General features: G+C 47.7%; 13 protein-coding genes. 8 read left to right on the top strand and 5 right to left on the bottom strand.

The features are described 5' to 3' along the window. Positions 1-134: 134 nt before the first annotated feature. Positions 135-2,246, bottom strand: coding sequence for a hypothetical protein (locus JAO78_RS07720; protein WP_226750800.1), 2,112 nt, complete (start codon positions 2,244-2,246; stop codon positions 135-137). Between the two features lie 210 nt (positions 2,247-2,456). On the opposite strand from JAO78_RS07720, the gene JAO78_RS07715 reads away from it, so the two are divergent. Both JAO78_RS07715 and nagB read left to right on the top strand, forming a co-directional pair. Beyond that, the gene (locus tag JAO78_RS07715; protein WP_226750993.1) at positions 2,457-3,200 is read left to right on the top strand and encodes a class I SAM-dependent DNA methyltransferase; all 744 of its coding nucleotides are present in this window, start codon (positions 2,457-2,459) and stop codon (positions 3,198-3,200) included. An 87-nt stretch (positions 3,201-3,287) separates the two neighbouring features. After that, positions 3,288-4,085, top strand: a complete 798-nt coding sequence (nagB, locus tag JAO78_RS07710) for a glucosamine-6-phosphate deaminase (protein ID WP_226750799.1) — start codon at positions 3,288-3,290, stop codon at positions 4,083-4,085. Between the two features lie 13 nt (positions 4,086-4,098). Here nagB and JAO78_RS07705 read toward each other — a convergent pair whose 3' ends face one another. From JAO78_RS07705 to JAO78_RS07695, 3 genes are all read right to left on the bottom strand, one after another. Then, entirely contained in the window at positions 4,099-5,427 is a 1,329-nt protein-coding gene (locus tag JAO78_RS07705) for a sugar MFS transporter (protein ID WP_226750798.1), read from the bottom strand. Between the two features lie 55 nt (positions 5,428-5,482). Further along, positions 5,483-6,610 (bottom strand): N-acetylglucosamine-6-phosphate deacetylase, encoded by a 1,128-nt coding sequence (gene nagA, locus JAO78_RS07700; RefSeq protein ID WP_226750797.1) that lies wholly within the window; start codon positions 6,608-6,610, stop codon positions 5,483-5,485. 202 nt (positions 6,611-6,812) lie between these two features. Beyond that, a complete protein-coding gene (locus JAO78_RS07695) occupies positions 6,813-8,099 on the bottom strand; it encodes a ribonuclease J (RefSeq protein ID WP_226750992.1) in 1,287 nt (428 codons plus the stop codon). A 342-nt stretch (positions 8,100-8,441) separates the two neighbouring features. Here JAO78_RS07695 and JAO78_RS07690 point away from each other — a divergent pair, with 342 nt between their 5' ends. The 6 genes from JAO78_RS07690 (at position 8,442) to JAO78_RS07665 (ending at position 13,606) form a co-directional block, all read left to right on the top strand. After that, positions 8,442-9,152, top strand: a complete 711-nt coding sequence (locus tag JAO78_RS07690) for a thermostable hemolysin (protein WP_226750796.1) — start codon at positions 8,442-8,444, stop codon at positions 9,150-9,152. Beyond that, positions 9,145-10,677: an AMP-binding protein gene (locus tag JAO78_RS07685; RefSeq protein WP_226750795.1), complete on the top strand. Its 1,533-nt coding sequence runs from the start codon at positions 9,145-9,147 to the stop codon at positions 10,675-10,677. Before JAO78_RS07690 ends, JAO78_RS07685 begins: the two co-directional genes overlap by 8 nt. Further along, the gene (locus tag JAO78_RS07680; protein WP_226750794.1) at positions 10,664-11,338 is read left to right on the top strand and encodes an iron-containing redox enzyme family protein; all 675 of its coding nucleotides are present in this window, start codon (positions 10,664-10,666) and stop codon (positions 11,336-11,338) included. The genes JAO78_RS07685 and JAO78_RS07680 overlap by 14 nt, the downstream gene beginning before the upstream one ends. Then, positions 11,335-12,150 (top strand): SDR family oxidoreductase, encoded by an 816-nt coding sequence (locus JAO78_RS07675; protein ID WP_226750793.1) that lies wholly within the window; start codon positions 11,335-11,337, stop codon positions 12,148-12,150. The genes JAO78_RS07680 and JAO78_RS07675 overlap by 4 nt, the downstream gene beginning before the upstream one ends. Beyond that, complete coding sequence (locus JAO78_RS07670) at positions 12,147-12,791, top strand: tetratricopeptide repeat protein (RefSeq protein ID WP_226750792.1); 645 nt, start codon at positions 12,147-12,149, stop codon at positions 12,789-12,791. The genes JAO78_RS07675 and JAO78_RS07670 overlap by 4 nt, the downstream gene beginning before the upstream one ends. A 146-nt stretch (positions 12,792-12,937) precedes the next feature. Next, positions 12,938-13,606: a response regulator gene (locus JAO78_RS07665; RefSeq protein WP_226750791.1), complete on the top strand. Its 669-nt coding sequence runs from the start codon at positions 12,938-12,940 to the stop codon at positions 13,604-13,606. Positions 13,607-13,685: 79 nt separating this feature from the next. Here JAO78_RS07665 and JAO78_RS07660 read toward each other — a convergent pair whose 3' ends face one another. Further along, complete coding sequence (locus JAO78_RS07660) at positions 13,686-16,214, bottom strand: zinc-dependent metalloprotease (protein ID WP_226750790.1); 2,529 nt, start codon at positions 16,212-16,214, stop codon at positions 13,686-13,688. Positions 16,215-17,345 lie beyond the last annotated feature (1,131 nt).

Here is a 17,345-nt window from a genome sequence, read left to right as displayed (position 1 = left end):
TAATGGCCCAAATTTTCAACTGTTGCGTTATGTGTAGTGACACGGCAATAAAAAATCCCCCGCAGTCATTAAGGCTTAGGGGGATTTTTTTGGGTAGCTCGGCAATCAAAGCCAACTTCAACCCATTTCACGTATTAACTAAAGAAATGCCACCAACCTAACCAAGTTGCACCTGCTAAAAATACTAATAGCAGTGGCAAACGCCATGGGCTAGGTTTTTCTGCATAGGGATCGCTTAAGCTGCGTTTCGCGCCAGCAGGCAATTTCGCGACACCGGTTAAAGACGCACCAAAGGGTACGTTGATTTTCGCGCGGGTGTTCACCGCCCAACCATTAGCATCTAATAGTGGCCCCACATTTCGGCGACGTAATGTGAGATAGGCCAAAATCATCGACGGTGTTGAAATCAGCAACATCACTGCCGCTAATACGATCGGTATTTGCCACCATGCTAACGAAAACAAACCGGCAACCACCGCAGCTAAAGCGGTACCTAAAGCACCTAAAGCTAAACCAATAGCGGCAAAGATACCGGCAAACTTCGCAATATCAAAGCTACTGGCCACCGCCGTAGGGGAAGCTGCACTACTGCTGGTTTTGCTTTCAATATCTTTATCTCGGGAGGCAGCAAATTTTTGCACTTGCGATTCAATAAAGGCCGCCATGCGGCGATACGGAGACCAAAACGCTTGCGGAATACTGACGGGTTGCGCCACCACTTTGGTAACACTGGCACGCCAATCTCGGCCTTGGCGATCATAGAAAATACCGTTACGGCCTGGCACCATTAATTCATCGACGTCACCGTTAGTCAGTGCCGCAACAATATTGATGGGTTTTTCACCTTGGCGCACACAGGTGCAGTACACCAAATAACAGCCGCTAAAAGGTGCCATAGAAGCGTGTCGCGCTGGATCGGCTACGCGCATCACTAATTCACAGCTACGTTGATCCAAGTAAAGCGTACCTGCTTGGAAGATCGCTTTTGAATCGCCATGATAAAAATCGCTAAAAGTCACGAAGTTGCGCAATAAGGTCACGAGGTTTTGTTGATAACGCGTTAGCTTTTCCAGTGCTAATAAGTTATCGGCAAAAGTACTCGCGGCTAAATCATCGGCGATCAGTTGTTCTAATTGCGCTTTAAAATCACTGGCTAGCAGTTCATTAATGCGATCTAAACCTAAGTCATGCACCGCCGTAGCCGGGCGCGCGGCTTGCCAATTACGCCAGGCCGCCAGTTGAGCGGATACCTTGCGCCAATCGGCGTGGTTTAATTCAGCGTAATCGTCACCTAACAAAGGTTGTAATACACTGCTGGTTAACGCAGCAATTTGTGTTTGCCATGCGGGGTTAATGCCATCTACTAAAGGTAAAGCCCGATCTGCTGCAATTTCAGATAACGGTAAAGCCGCAATATCACTGTCTTGCTCGGCAATAACCCGATTGGCTAGGCCGTCGTACATAGACGTTAACGGGTTTAAATTATCACTGGCACGGCCATCAAAGGCGGCGAGTTGGCAACGCACAAAGTAGTCGTCAATTTTCGCTTGCACTTGCTCAAATACCGCAACGGCCGCCGCGGTGTTTTCTGCTAGCGGGCACAGTAAACCTTGTTCATTGGCATAGGCCGCATGCCAGTCTTGCACGGCTTGTAGCTGTGACCAAAAGCTAGTGACGGTATCCTGTGTTACGCCCATTCCACCACTACGATCGGCTACGCCACCTTGTGTGCTGATGATCTCAGCAATACACTGCTGTAGCGCTGCATCACTGGTCAGCTCAGGCATAATGACACCGTCACCATTACAGTGATTGGGTGAAAACAATTGGCTGGTGTTGGTTAAGTCCGTCACCTGAATCGGCTGGTCTGCCGGGATCTGCAAATACGCCATGACTTTTTCGGCGGCATGATAAATGCCCTCGCCTTCGGCATCCGCTTTAGAAATGCTGGCGAGCGGCAAACCAGGCTGAGCAAACATAACACTGGCATCGGTTAACCGCTGACAACTCCAGCTTACGGCACTAAGAATTTCAGGCACACGGATCTGGCCATCGCCATCGTTATCCATCAGCGCCAAAGTGCGCTCATCAAACTCTAAGCCCGTTGTCGGGCAATTCAGTACAGTCCAAAGTTTAGGATTAAGTTCGCCTAAGTGGAGTAAATCGGCGGCGGTTTCAATGGAGACTTGGTCAAAGCCGCCTGAGCGAAAAAAACGCCATTGATGTGAGGTTGTTTTGGTCGTCAAAATACCTTTCCTTGTATAGATAATATGCATAAAAAAGCATATGCGACTCTGCTTGTTTTTGCTAATAAAAAAATAGCCTTGCTCTAATAAAGTATTTCAGCATTTATATCAAAAGCATTTTTGTGCAGTATTTAAGCACTACATCACTTTGCCAAACAGCAAAACTACTATATTATGCGCCACCTTTTCTTGCCGAGGCGGCGATCCATGATTTCGTCTAATGCGCTCTACACAGATTTATCGGCCTATTACGATGTGCTTTGTGCCGATATTAATTATCAACAGCAAAGCCAAGCTATCGCGCGGATTGCCGGGTTATTTGGAAATGGTGGCAAGCAGCATGTTGATTTGGCCTGTGGTACCGCGCCGCACATTTGGCATTTGCTGCAACAAGGTTTTCAATGTACGGGGTTAGATTTGAACCAGCCGATGCTCGATCTGGCGGCTATTCGTTGCCCAGATGCGCAGTTTATGCAACAAGATCTGTGTCACTTTCAGCTGGCCGAGCCAGTCGATTTGATTACCTGTTTACTTTACTCCATTCATTACAGCGCCAGCCTAACCGGTTTACAAAGCTGCTTACGTCACGTGAGCCAAGCACTGCGCCCCGGCGGTGTGTTTTGTTTTAATGCAGTTGATAAAGAACGTATTAGCAATCAATTATCCGCTTCACATAGTAGTGAGTATCAGCAAAGTCGTTTTACCTTTGCCTCGTCGTGGTATTACTCTGGGCAAGGTGAGCAACAAGCCCTTAATTTACACATCAGCCGAGAAACCGCAGGGCACACCGAGCAATGGCAAGACAGCCATACCATGGTGGCCGTGAGTTTTACTGAATTACTGGCGCTGCTTGCACCTTATTTTGAAGTACATGTGTTAGAGCATGATTATCAAAGCATCCAACCCTGGGACACGCAAAGCGGTAATGCGCTGTTTGTGTGTGTGAAGCGTTAAAACGGTTGAAACGTTCTTACAAACGCCAACAAGCCCTAGTCAAAACCTGCTACATTAATGGCCTTAATGTTTTTTAGGAATACCGCCATGCAAGTGGTGATTTTAGCAGATGGCGCCGCCGTAGCTGACTATGGCGCCAAGGTGTTTAAACAGCAGATAGCCCAAAAACCTAACTCAGTGTTAGGTTTAGCCACCGGATCGACACCCTTGGCGTTATATAAACGCCTTATTGCGGCTTATCAGGCTGCCGAATTATCCTTTGCTCAGGTTAAAACCTTTAACCTAGATGAATACCTCGGTTTAGCCCCCGAACACCCGCAAAGTTATCGTGCTTTTATGCAGCAACACCTATTTGCGCATATCGATATAAACCCTGAACATACTTATGTGCCGCTGGGCGCAGCGGCAGATCCTTGGCAAGCCTGCATGGATTATGAGCAGCTTATTTTAAATGTAGGCGGTATTGATTTGCAGTTATTAGGGTTAGGCCGCAATGGTCATATTGGCTTTAATGAACCAACATCCTCATTACAGTCGCGTACTCGGATTAAAACGTTAACCGCACAAACCATTACCGACAATGCGCGTTTTTTTAAGGCAGGCGAGTATCAACCACATTTGTCGATCACGATGGGTATTGGCACCATTTTAGAAGCAAAGAAAATTATGCTACTTGCCACTGGCAGTGCGAAAGCGCCAGCCGTGCAGGCGTTAGTTGAGGGGCCGCTGAGTGCAGTTTGCCCTGCCTCCGCCTTACAACTGCACCCACAAGCCATTGTTGTGGTTGATGAAGCAGCGGCCTCAGCGCTACAGCACCAAGCGTTTTATCGGCATGTTGCCAAAGAAACCGCGGCGTTATATCAGCGATCTCAACGACAGCCCTAGTCGCCAGCATCCGTTAACCGGCGGCCCACTGTCGCAATTTATGGCCTTTAAAGGCATAAAATAAGATAAACACATAACAAGGCAGTAATAACCAATAAGCTTGTTGATTACTGCCACTTTGCTCGGCTAGGTAACCGTAAGTTAACGGCAACACCGCTCCACCCGCGATGCCCATAATCAATAGCGCTGAGCCTGTCGCCGTTAATTTACCTAAACCTTCTAAAGCCAGAGGCCACACAGCGGGCCAGACTAACGCATTGGCTAACCCCAACAAAGCTAAAAACATTACAGAGTCAGGTACGGTGGCAAAACCTAACCAGCCAATCAGCACGCTCGATAACCACTGGCTATCGGTTGAAGCAAAGATCACCCCCAAACTAAAGCCAATTCCGCTTAATGCTGAGATTTGTAAAGCGCGCGCTTGGCTTAACCAGCGCGGGATCAATACCACGCCTAGCACGTAGCCCAGCACCATAAAACTCATGGTATAAGACGTTAACACACCAAAATGACCAACGGCTAAATGCTTGCCATAAAGCGCAATGGTATCACCGGCAATTACCTCTACCCCGACATAACAAAACAATGCCAGCACCCCAAATACCAACTGCGGCTTAGCCAATACTGCACGTAAATGATTGCTGTCACGCTGAGTCGCGGTCTCGCTGGCGGGTAATTCAGGTAAGGGGGCAAAACCGATAAAAAACGCTAATAGCAATAATGCGCCCGTCATATAAAGATAAGGTAGCACTAAGCGCTCTGATAACGTGGCTAATTGCACTTGCTGTTCTACCTCAGACAATTTAGCCAAGGCTTCGGCAGAGAACTGATCGATATTACTCAGCACCATAGAGGCAAACACAAACGGCACAATAATACCGGCGGCCTTGTTAACAATACCCATAATACTAATGCGCATAGCGGCACTTTCATGTGGGCCAATACAAACGATATAAGGGTTGGTCGCCGTTTGTAAAATCGTTAAGCCGGTACCCAAGGTAAATAATGCTAATAAAAATAACGGATACCAAGCGCTTTGTGCCGCAGGAATAAATAATAACGCGCCAACGGCCATAATCAGTAAGCCCGCCAACATACTCTTTTTATAACCCAGTAGATTTAATAAAAACGACATGGGTAAAGCCATTACCGTGTAGGCAATATAAAAGGCGGTGGTAACAAAAAAGGCTTGAAACTCGTTTAACTGACAAACAATTTGTAAAAAGGGGATCAGCGCACCATTTAGCCAAGTAACAAAGCCAAACACAAAGAACAAGATGCCGATAATTAACATCGGGCCTAGCGTTGAAACGGTCGAGGGTGTACGCAAAGACTTATCCATCATATTTCCTGCCAGCGATAGTGATTATTATCATGCTTAAAGTTTATGCTGATGCTTACTCTGAAGCTTTTAAGTAATGTGCTTTGCCGGCGATCCAGCAGCCTTCTACCTCTAAATCACCATTCAGTAAGGTAAAATCGGCCCGATAACCCGGCAGCAAACGGCCATATTGCTGCTCGATCCCCAGCGCTTGCGCCGGATAAAGCGACGCCATGCGCAGTGCTTCATCCAATGCCACACCTAATGTTGTCACGGCATAGCGTACCGCCGACGCCATATCTAATACAGAACCGGCTAACGCGCCCGCTTCATTGGTCAGCTTATTGCCTTCGCGGCGCACTATACCGTCAAAAAAAGCAAATTCGCTTTCGGTCGTGCCCACCGGCGACATCGCATCGGTGACTAACACCACTTTACCCGTCGGCTTGGCTAATAACGCCAGTTTTGCGGCAATCGCATCAATATGTAAGCCGTCGAGAATAATGCCACACCAACTATCGGCATCTGTTAGTGCTACCCCAACCATACCAGGTTGGCGCGAAGTAAAGGCTGACATCGCATTGTATAAATGGGTAAAGCCATTGGCCCCGGCTTGAAGTGCCTGCTGCACCGTCGCGGCATCGGCATTGGAATGGCCGAGCCAAACATGGCTACCGCTGGCTTTTAACGCTTGAATTTGTTCTACAGAAACATTTTCAGGGGCTACAGTAAGCAAACGACATCCTAAATCGGAACGCTGATAGAGCGCCAGCTCAGCGGCCGTTAAAGCACGAATATGTTGCTGCGGATGCACGCCTTTTTTCGGCACCGATAAATGAGGCCCTTCAAAATGGACGCCCAAAATGCCCGCTTGTTGCTGGCTTAGCGCTAAAGCGATGGTTGTGGCGGCTTGTTGCATCACGTTTAAACTGTCGGTGATCACCGTCGGTAGCATGGCGGTGGTGCCAAACTGAGCATGCGCTTGTACCATGGTGTGCAAGGTTTCGCGAGTGGGTGCGGTATTAAATAAAGCGCCGCCGCCGCCGTTAACCTGCAAATCAATAAAGCCTGGCACTAACATCCCGGCTAACACCTGACCACTCGCCGCTTGGATCTGACTGATCCGCCCCTGCGCTAACAGCACTTCTACATTATGATACCAATTTGAACCGTCGAATAATTGAGCCACCGCTAAGCGCTGCATTGTGCTTCCTTTTTTCTGAGAGTTTGCGGCATCGAGGTTAAATGAGGCCTCTAGCACAAGCTGATAGCGCAAAATAACGCTGTGTTAGCTTCAGTGCAATGGCTTTTTTGTTAAGTAGAACAATACCCAAAGGCAGGCAGACCTTTGCTGTGGCAGTATGGATCGTCTAATCTGGTTTATAACACAAACATATAAATAATATTTAGTTATTAATTGCCACTCGACCTGCATGGGCAAAACCCGCTACACAACGACGCTGTGGCGCTAGGATAAATAAATCGCCATTTTGCCCAAGCAATTGTTGGCGCACACCCGCGAGCTTCGCAACTTGGGCATTTGCCTGCATATGCGCAGCTTCACCGTGCACCGGCACGGCAATCTCGGGTTGTACATAACGATAGAGCAGATCCAACTCACCTTGGTTGGGATGCCCAGATACATGGATGGGCAGTAAGGTATCGGCTTGTTGTAACACCTGCACTTTTTTGGCTTTTAATTTATCGACCATTCGAGAAATCAGCATTTCATTGCCGGGGATCAGCATAGCGCTGAAAATCACCAAATCATCAGGCTCTAATAATAATTGCCGATGCCGATCTTCTGCTAACTTGGTTAACGCGGCTTTGGGCTCGCCTTGACTGCCGGTGGCAACCACCAACACTTCCTCGGGCGGTAAAAAGCCCACATGCTCGTTGGCTATCAGTGGAATATCCTCTGGCCAAAAGCCACATTGCCGCGCCGCGCCCACCATGTTCTCCATGGCGCGGCCAAATAGCGCTAAATAGCGGCCGCTTTGCTTGGCGATGCGCCCTAAGCTAATTAAACGCCCAATATTGCTACTAAAACCGGTCACCACCACTCGGCGTTTAAACGGTTGGATCACCGTTAATAAGGCTTGGTAACAGGCGGTTTCAGATAACGAAAAACCACTTTTTAAGGCATTGGTTGAATCACATACCATCGCAGTAATGCCCTGCTTGGCTAAGCGTTTAAACACTTGCGGTTTAAAGGCTCGGCCTAAAATCGGTGCCGCATCCATTTTCCAATCGGCGGTATGAAACACTTTACCGGCGGCAGTGGTGATCAGCAGCGCCTGCGGCTCTGGAATAGAATGGGTGATATTCAGCCAATTAACCACAAAAGGCCCACACTGACAGGTGCCGCCCGGTGGTATTTCTATAATGGGCATATCCGCTGATAAACCCGAGTGGGCAATTTTGCGGCGTAAAATTTCTGCGGCAAAGGGCGTGCAATACACGGGCGCTTGCAAGCGTGGCCACAAATACGGCAAGGCACCAATATGATCTTCATGGGCATGTGTAATGATAATGGCGCAAAGACGTTCGCGCTGCTGACTAATAAAGGCAGGATCAGCAGCCTGCACTTCAGCCGTTAATGTCTGCGTGGTAGGCTGCAGCGGGTTGTAAAAAGTCACACCACAATCGACCATCAACCATTGCCCGTCATGACCGTATAAATTCAGGTTCATGCCAATTTCACCACAGCCACCCAGTGGTAAAAACCATAATTCTTTGGCGCTGGGTAACCGCTCTGCCACTACTGCGTGCGTCAAAATAGCCTCGTGTAAAATTGCTTAGCGCTAAAGTGCTCACTAATATCACTTTTCTAGCTTTAGCTGCTATAAAAGCCTAATCATAAGGCATTAGGTACGTCAAATATACGAAAATGGCTCGCTTTCATGGGTATCGCTGTTAAACCCCGTTAATTTTTTACCTTTTAGTATTAAATGATCCTGCTTTGGTTCTGTCTTAATAAAATCTTAAGGTTCGGTATTTAAATTGGTCATAGTTTCGTTTACTAAGGCCACCTTATGACTCAGTTCGCTGCTCTTAACGCTTTGCCCCGCCCTTTTTTTGGCGATTGTTTGGCGCTGCAAAGCAGTAAATTGACATTGCACACCAGGCACAGCGCCGATCGCGCTGAGATAGAACAGTTTATTCAACAGCAATTTCGACAACACCATCAAGCCGACATCAATTTTTTTATGCCGGTGCTACTGAGCTTGCACTGCGCTGGGCAATTAACTGCCGTAGTGGGTTTAACTGCCGCCGCTACGCAACCCTTATTTTTAGAACAATATTTACCGGCACCGATTGAACACGTTTTAAGTGCTCAACAGCACATTGAGGTACCACGCCAACACATTTTAGAAGTGGGTAATTTGGTCGCCAGTCGCAGTGGTAGCAGTTTGTTATTGATGGTGGTATTAAGCGAACTGATCATAGCATCGCCTTACCAATGGATCGCCTTTACCGCGACCAGTGAAGTGCAGTCTTTGTTAAGTAAATTGCACTATCAACCGCTGGCTTTGGCCCCTGCTGACGTGAGCAAATTAGCCGACAACCCCACAGGCTGGGGCCGCTATTATCAAAAACAACCTACCGTTATGGCAGGGCATGCGTTACCGGCAATAGCCAGTGCGCAACAACTCACCCGCTATCAGCTGATCAAACGGCTATTTTCCGAGCAAATTACACAGATCAGTACCGAACTTAACCTATTGGAGCACTCTTATGCTTAATACCGTGCCCGTGTCGCATGCTCAGTTGCTGCAATTTGCCGATCGCATCGCTTTAGACGATGGCGAACAACAACTCAGTTATCATGAGTTGGCTTTGCAAGTGTCGATCCTCAGTGCGTGGCTGGTTGCCTCGCCGTATCAACGCATTGCGATTAGCGGTGATAACAGTATCGCCTGGGTCATTGCCGATCTGGCGTTGGCACAAGCGAATAAAATTGCCATTCCTGTACCAGTGTTTTTCTCAGCTCAGCAGCAACAATTTATGTTAGCTGAAGCCGGTGTCGAATTAGTACTACAAACACAACCCTCTGAACAAAGCCAGCCAACGGTTATTAACGGCTTATGGGCAAAGCGCCTTAACCCTGTCGAACATCAAGCTACCAGTATGCCGATCAGCAGTGGCAAAATTACGTTTACCTCGGGCACCACCTCAACTCCAAAGGGCGTGTGCCTCAGCTGGAAACAACAAGCCGCCACCTGCGATGGCTTACAACAAGCCTTAGCCGAGCAGTTTAGCGGGGCGCCTCAGCTGCATTATTGCTTATTGCCCTTGGCCACTTTATTAGAGAACGTAGCAGGCGTGTATTTGCCGCTGCGTTTAGGGCAGCGCGTTTTAATGCTTAGCGCCGCTAAAACCGGCCTAGCTGGCAGCTCGGGTTTAGATTTACCGACTTTTATTGCCAGCTTATTGCAATATCGACCAGCCAGTTTGATTTTAACGCCGCAGCTGCTACAAGCATTACTGCTGATCTGCCGACAGCATCCTGAGCTAAGCCGTACCTTTCGCTTTATCGCCGTAGGCGGTGCCCATTGTGCCAAAGCTTTGTTAACTCAGGCGGCAGCGCTAAAGTTACCGATTTTTCAAGGCTATGGTTTATCGGAAGCAGGCTCTGTTGTCGCGTTAAATTTACCACAACAGCAACGTCAAAACAGTGTGGGTAAACCCCTACCCCATGTTGCTGTACGTGTGCGTCAGCAACATATTGAAGTGAATGGCCAGCTTTTTAGTGGTTACCTTGGTGAAATGCCACGCGATCCAGAGGCGTGGTTAGATACCGGCGATCTCGGTTATCTGGATGAAGACGGTTATTTGGTGATCCAAGGGCGCAGCAAACATCTGCTGATCAGCAGTTATGGCCGAAATATTTCGCCAGAATGGCTCGAAGCCGAATTACAAAGTTGTCCCGCCATTGCTCAGGCGATGGTGCTTGGAGATGCCAAGCCTTGGTTAAGTGTGGTGCTAACACTTCGCGCTAATGCCAGCAAGCAGACTTTACAACAGCAATTAAGCCAACTTAATACGCAATTACCTGATTATGCGCGCCTGCGAACGGTGCTGGTGATAAACACGCCTTTTACCCAAGCGAATCAGCAACTAACCGCCAATGGCCGATTGCGCCGCCAGCCGATTATTGAGCAGTATCAAACTGCCATTGAGCAGCTATATCAGCAACAACCCGATCCGCTTATTCCAACCATTATGGCAGTCGCTGCCAAAGAGGAGTTAACTTATGAGTTTTTTTAACACACTAATGGCACAAACCAGCAATGAGCGGCAATACCTGTTATCCGCACCGTTGATCCAGCGCTGTTTAGCCGATCAAAGCTTTACTTTAGCTGAGTATCAGGCGTTTTTAACCGAAGCCTACCACCATGTTAAGCATACGGTGCCCTTGCTAATGGCCGTTGGCAGCAGACTGCGTAGCGACCAAGAATATTATCGCGAAGCCATTGCCGAATATATTGAAGAAGAATTAGGCCATCAAGAGTGGGTGTTAAACGATGTTGCCGCCTGTGGTGTGGACAAAGAGAGCGTTCGACATGGCCAACCCCGCCTAGCAACCGAGTTAATGGTGGCTTATGCCTACGACACCGTGCTGCGCAAAAATCCGTTAGCGTTTTTCGGTATGGTATTAGTGCTGGAAGGCACCAGTGTTAATTTGGCTACACAAGCAGCAGACATTATTCAAAAGCAATTGGGCTTACCCAATAAAGCCTTTAGTTATTTGCGTTCACACGGCAGCTTGGATATTGAACATCTGACGTTTTTTGAAAAGTTAATGGACACCATTACCGATAGCGCTGATCAAGCTGCCATTATTCATGCTGCAAAAGTATTTTATCAGTTGTATGGCAATATTTTTCGCAGTATCGAAAACGCGCCATCGCAGCAGGAGGCCGCATGACATTAGAGGCTAAAGCCGTCTTATTAACCGGTGCCAGTGGCGGGATTGGTCAGGCTTTAGCACAGCAACTGGACCAAGCAGGCGCAACGCTCTGGTTAACCGGTAGAAACGAAGCGGCATTAAAGACTTTAGCCGCTAAGCTCAGTCGGCCAGCGCATATTGTCATCGCTGATCTTGCCAGTAACGCTGGTCGACAGCACCTGCTAGAGAACTTAGGCACACAGCCATTAGACGCCGTGGTGTTTGCTGCCGGCACTAACCACTTTGCTTTATTGGGCGATCAAAATGCAGAGCAGCTAAGCCAGCTAATTAATACCAATTTACTGGCGCCAATGCAGCTAACACAGAGCTTATTGCCGCGCTTAAGTGCCGACGCGCGCTTGCTGTATATTGGTTCGAGCTTGGGCGCCATCGGTTATCCCGGTTTCGCCGCTTATGGCGCCAGTAAGGCAGGCCTGCGCAGTTTTGCTCAAGCACTACGCCGTGAGTGGGCCGATAGCCCACGTCAAGTTTGTCATATCGCGCCACGCGCCACTCAAACCGAGATGAATAGTACGGCGATGCAGCAAATGAATCAGCAATTAAAGGTTAAGGCCGATAGCCCCCAGTGGGTTGCCAGCCAAGTACTACGGCAACTGCAAGCAACACAGATGCACGATCAAGATTTAGGTTATCCAGAAAAACTGTTTATCCGCATCAATGCTGTATTGCCGGGGGTGGTCGATAACGCCATTACCAGTCAATTACCGGTGATTAAACGCTATGCAAAACAGAATGTTAGCCAAGCGCTGACGACAGGAGAGGCTTTATGAACACTTATCAAACGTTACTCGTGAGTACCCTATTCAGCAGCGCCTTGTTATTCAGCGCGACCAGTCACGCCATTGAATTACCACAGCTGCAACAGCGTTGGGCCGAGATTAAATATCAACAAACCGGTAAGCAGCAAGAAAGCGCTTATCAAGCGTTATTAACTGAAGCCAGCGCTGCCCGTGCTGAACATGCTAATGATGCGAATTATCTTATTTGGGAAGGGATTATTCGCTCAACCTATGCCGGTGCCGTGGGCGGTTTATCTGCACTGAGTGAGGTGAAAGCGGCACGCAAACTATTTGAACAAGCTATAGAGCTGGATGCCAATGCTCTAGATGGCTCGGCTTATACCAGCTTAGGCTCTTTGTATTATCAAGTGCCTGGCTGGCCTGTTGGCTTTGGTAGCGATAAAAAAGCCCGTGAATATTTACTCAAAGGCCTGGCGGTTAACCCTAACGGTATTGATGCTAACTATTTTTACGGTGATTTTTTACTGCAACAAAAAGACTATCAAGCCGCCATAGCCGCCTTTGAAAAAGCGTTAGCGGCACCGGATAGACCCGGCCGTGAGCAAGCCGATCTCGGCCGTCGCCAAGAAATAATGCAAGCCTTAAGCCTCGCACAACAAAAGGCTAAATAACACGCTAAGCATTTTATAGTGTGTTTCATTCGCCATTATAAACATGGCTAACACGGGTTCTCGCTTGTAGCGAGAGCTCGTTAAGCCTATCTTAAGTGAATAATATTAATGTCTTGGCAGAATTAGCCAGCAGCAGGAGCAAGTTGATGCGTTTGTTATTAGTCGAAGATGATAAATTATTAGCGCAAGGTATTGTCACGGCGCTAAGCAAAGTCGGTTATCAATTGGAACACTGCCAAACCGGTAACCAGGCATTACAGGCGATTAATCATAGCGAATTTGACTTAATTATTCTCGATTTAGGCTTACCTGATGGCTTTGCTAAAACCGTTTTAGATAAATTACGCTCACAAAAACACACCTTACCGGTACTGGTGCTGACGGCCTTGGACCAGCTAGAAACCAAGCTGAGTTTACTCAATGCCGGGGCAGATGATTATATGATTAAACCCTTTGATGTGCGTGAGCTAGAAGCGCGGATCCGTGTACTGATGCGTCGGCAAAGCACGCGGCGACATGATGTGCTGACGGTGGGTAAAGTATCGTTAGATTTAGCCAACCATAGCTGTGACTTTGCCGGGCAAGCGGTTAACTTAACGCGGCGCGAGTTTTTATTATTACAAGATTTCTTACAGCATAAAGATCAAATTTTAACGCGCCAGCATCTAGAAGAGCTGAGCGTTGGTTGGGATGGTGATAACGAAAGTAACGCCATTGAAGTGCATATTCATAACTTACGCAAAAAACTGCAGCCAGAACTGATTAAAACCGTACGCGGTGTTGGTTATTTATTACCAAGCAATTTATCTGAGTGATGTAACCCTCTTAATTAACGCATGAAACGGCCTAACCCACATCGGGGTTAGGCCGTGTTGGCTTTCGCTAATGGTTCACTTAGCTTTGTAGCGCCTTGCTGATCATCAGATCGATTAAGGCTTTTTGTGCTTTTGCGGCGTCATCCGCACTGCGCGGTAACTTGCTAGCTTGAATGTTATTCAACTGCAACAAGGCGGCCGCTTTCGCCAGATTGTCATAGTCGCTTGGTTTTTCTAAACCGGCAGCGGCAATCAGGCGTTTCACATATTCCACTTGCAGGTTATGACTTACTGAAGTGGCTTTACGTGGGTCAACGAAGATGCTGTCGGTTAGATCTTTCATAAAGCGCGTTAAGCTATATTCATTACCATAAAGAGCGGAGTCAGAAATACGCTGTAACACGGCTTTGTGCAGGATGTGATCCAGCACCGATTTTTGCATGCCTAAGATCATCTCATGCGCTTTAGGATCTAAGTTACGACCGCTATGCGTGAAGCCTCGACGTTGCTGTAATAACTGGCTGTATAACGGCTGCATTACCGCTAATACATCCGGCGCAAACACTTTTTCGCTGAGTAACTTCATGGCCGCTTGTTGCTGCGCTAATGGCACTGGTGTTAAAGGCTGCTTGTCGGTAGGGGCTCCCGCGACATTACGCTCGACATAAACACCACCAATTTGCCGCGATACCACACCGGCTTGGCTGCGGTACTGACCAAACAACATATTGGCTGAGGTCAGTAAACGCTGATAAGACTCTCCCTCAGTCACGGCAGTGGTTGATAACTCAGCCATCATTTTCTCTAACAAACGCATGCGATCGGCAGCATACACAACAGGCTCTGAAGACATATCGCCAATCATCACGCGTGGATCGATATGCCGACCTGGCGTACGCATATCATCCGCATCGTTACCAAAAGCTAAAGCAGGCTCAACTGAACGCGCTAAGATTTTCTCTAAACGCGCTTGTTCTGCCGCTGCATCATTTAACGCGGTGCTGTAACCATACTCAATGGCCCAATCATCATAGGGGCCGGGCTTAGTTTGGAAAATATCGCCCTGCGCCATGCCTGGTGGGGCTATATTGATAGGCGTATAGTCCATCACCGAGCCAGTTAAAATCCCTTGGGTTTTGCTCTTGTCATGCACTTCTTTGGCATTCCACAAGTTAGAAGCGCGCATGTTGTGGTTTAAGCCTAGCGTGTGACCCACTTCGTGTAATACCAACTCCATTAAGCCTTGACGCATAATGTCGTTTTGTTCAATGTTTAAGCCATTGCCTAAGCTGGCGGCCATCACAAAACCTTCTTGTAATTGATGACCGGCAGAGCAATATAAACCATCGCTATGCTCGTGAGCGTCAATAGCACTTAGCTCACTAGCACGACCTTCGGTAAACAGCTTGTCGTAGATCCAGCGGTTCTTCATAAACACGTATTCAAGCATGATGTCGGCGCCTAAGATCTCACCGGTTAGCGGGTTCGCTAACGAGGGGCCATAACCGCCAAAAGGTGGCTGTGGTGACGAGGTCCAGCGTAATACGTTGTAATTGATATCGCCCGCATCCCAATCGGCATCATCCGGTTGAACTCGCACCTCAATAGCGTTTTTAATACCGGCTTTTTCAAAAGCACTGTTCCATGCTAATACACCGTCTCTGACGGTATCGCGCCACTCTACTGGGGTGGTGTTCTCAATCCACCAAACGATCGGTTTAACAGGCTCAGATACCGCCGCTGACGGATCTTTTTTCTGCAGATCCCAACGGTGGATCACATCCCGAAACGGCGCCCAATCTTCTGACGTCATATTGTCCGCTTGGGTGGTGAAATAACCAATGCGTGCGTCGTCATAACGCGGCACAAAATTATTCTCAGGCAAGGCAATAAAAGAATGTTGAAACTTGATAGAAACAGAGCGTGGATCGCTTAAGGCATCGCTGCCACGTACGCCTGGGTTGCTGTCGGCGAACACATAATCAACGACCACATCAAGGTTATTCGGGTAAGGACGATGCTGCACGATACGTGATTTTTTCTCGTCTAACTTACCGACTTTAAACCGGTTTTTGGCATTGGGATCGTTTGGGTTAGCCCACGGCGATACTTTGGTTAAGTCTTCACTTAAAAATAGCTTGTCGGCTTTAACTAAAAACTTATCTTGCTGTTGCTTTTCAATTTTTAGCGTAGCTAGTACCGCTTCACTAATATTGGCATCCGCGGCGCGCGCTAAAGCACTGTTTGGGTCAAAGTAAAAACGTGGTGTTTTACTGATCACATCAATGCGATCAAAGTAACGGCGAAATTCAATCAGCTTGGTCCCCCGATACGAGCCACGGAAATGCCCTGCATCAGTCACCCCATCTAACGTTTTCGCGAAATATAAAAACGGTTTGTCGAGTTGTGCTTCGGTGATGCTCATTAAATGCTCACCGGTTTTTTCATCCACATACAGCGTAAATAAACCGTTTATCGCGGTTTTGTTGGCAATCATGCTGCTATAAGTTTGTTCTTTTTTCTCGGCAGCAGGTTTGGCATCTTGGGCAGCAATCGGCGCGGCCAATAAGGCCAGCGATACCGCAAGCGACAGAATGGATTTATTCATTGAGTAGTCTCTTATCTTTTTAGTTAATGTATTCGTGAACAGGTTGCAAAAGTAACAACCTATGTAAACTGGCCGTAGCCATGCGTTCAGTCAAGATTGATCAGACTGACATACGCACTAATACGATAAATGGCTCAAATGCCGCTAACAGACTATAGGGTCAGGTCTAATGTGATGACTCGCCTCACATCCCAGACTATAGGGTCAGGTCTTGCTTTTTGCCTTTTCTAGCTTCGGGGGCAGATACCAAGCCCCTTAACGTTTTCGCCGTTGGCGAGATACTTTCTTTTGCATCGCCAAAAGAAAGTATCCAAAGAAAATGCGACCCCACTTCCGCTCGAAAGCCCCACTGCTCATGCGTTATCCAAGGCGAAAACGTAACTCGCGCGGTGCTAACGTCGCCGCACTCAAACACCCGTTTTCTTAAAACCTTGGTCAACGATGATCAGTCGGCTCGCTCTAAGGGGAATAAAAGCCAAAGCAGTATTCGCTTAGTTGAATGCACTCTCTTTTGCCCCAAAGCTTTTGGTCATGATTTCAGCAACTTAGCCTAAGCGGCTAGTTAGTATTTCACCTGCGGTGAGATACTTTCTTTTGTGTCGCCAAAAGAAAGTATCCAAAGAAAATGCGACCCCACTTCCGCTCGAAAGCCCCACTGCTCATGCGTTGCCCAAGGCGAAAACGTAACTCGCGCTATGCTTCGTCGCCGCACTCAAACACCCGTTTTCTTAAAACCTTGGTCAACGATGATCAGTCGGCTCGCTTTAAGGGGAATAAAATCCAAGACATTATGCGTTTATCTGCATATTACGTTTTTTACCTCAACGTTTTTGGTTATCATTTCAGCAAATCAGACTAAGTAGCTAGTCAGTATTTTCACCTACAGTGAGATACTTTTTTTGCATCGCCAAAAGAAAGTTACTAGCAAACGGCGAAAACGTTAGCCAATAGCGTTCTAAACCAGAACAGTGATAGCTTCTAGATATGAAGTTTGCCCCGAGGGAGAGGTTTACGGCGTTTTATAGCAAAGTTGAACGAAGCACTGGTTGGTTTTTACAACAATACGAGGCGGTAAGTGCGCAGTACACTTTGTTGGGGACGTCTTTTGCAGGGATGCAAAAGAGGAGCGTA

It is taken from the genome of Alishewanella maricola, assembly GCF_016343785.1.
In the GTDB taxonomy this organism is placed as follows: domain Bacteria; phylum Pseudomonadota; class Gammaproteobacteria; order Enterobacterales; family Alteromonadaceae; genus Alishewanella; species Alishewanella maricola.
This window is presented reverse-complemented; position numbering and strand designations above follow the sequence as displayed.

What these genes read in the sequence shown, in the direction of transcription:
- JAO78_RS07690 (WP_226750796.1), top strand. Translation starts at nt 8,442, where the DNA reads ATGACTCAGTTCGCTGCTCTTAACGCTTTGCCCCGCCCTTTTTTTGGC.
- JAO78_RS07675 (WP_226750793.1), top strand. Translation starts at nt 11,335, where the DNA reads ATGACATTAGAGGCTAAAGCCGTCTTATTAACCGGTGCCAGTGGCGGG.
- JAO78_RS07705 (WP_226750798.1), bottom strand. Translation starts at nt 5,427, where the DNA reads ATGGATAAGTCTTTGCGTACACCCTCGACCGTTTCAACGCTAGGCCCG.
- nagA (WP_226750797.1), bottom strand. Translation starts at nt 6,610, where the DNA reads ATGCAGCGCTTAGCGGTGGCTCAATTATTCGACGGTTCAAATTGGTAT.
- JAO78_RS07660 (WP_226750790.1), bottom strand. Translation starts at nt 16,214, where the DNA reads ATGAATAAATCCATTCTGTCGCTTGCGGTATCGCTGGCCTTATTGGCC.
- nagB (WP_226750799.1), top strand. Translation starts at nt 3,288, where the DNA reads ATGCAAGTGGTGATTTTAGCAGATGGCGCCGCCGTAGCTGACTATGGC.
- JAO78_RS07695 (WP_226750992.1), bottom strand. Translation starts at nt 8,099, where the DNA reads ATGAACCTGAATTTATACGGTCATGACGGGCAATGGTTGATGGTCGAT.
- JAO78_RS07670 (WP_226750792.1), top strand. Translation starts at nt 12,147, where the DNA reads ATGAACACTTATCAAACGTTACTCGTGAGTACCCTATTCAGCAGCGCC.
- JAO78_RS07685 (WP_226750795.1), top strand. Translation starts at nt 9,145, where the DNA reads ATGCTTAATACCGTGCCCGTGTCGCATGCTCAGTTGCTGCAATTTGCC.
- JAO78_RS07680 (WP_226750794.1), top strand. Translation starts at nt 10,664, where the DNA reads ATGAGTTTTTTTAACACACTAATGGCACAAACCAGCAATGAGCGGCAA.
- JAO78_RS07665 (WP_226750791.1), top strand. Translation starts at nt 12,938, where the DNA reads ATGCGTTTGTTATTAGTCGAAGATGATAAATTATTAGCGCAAGGTATT.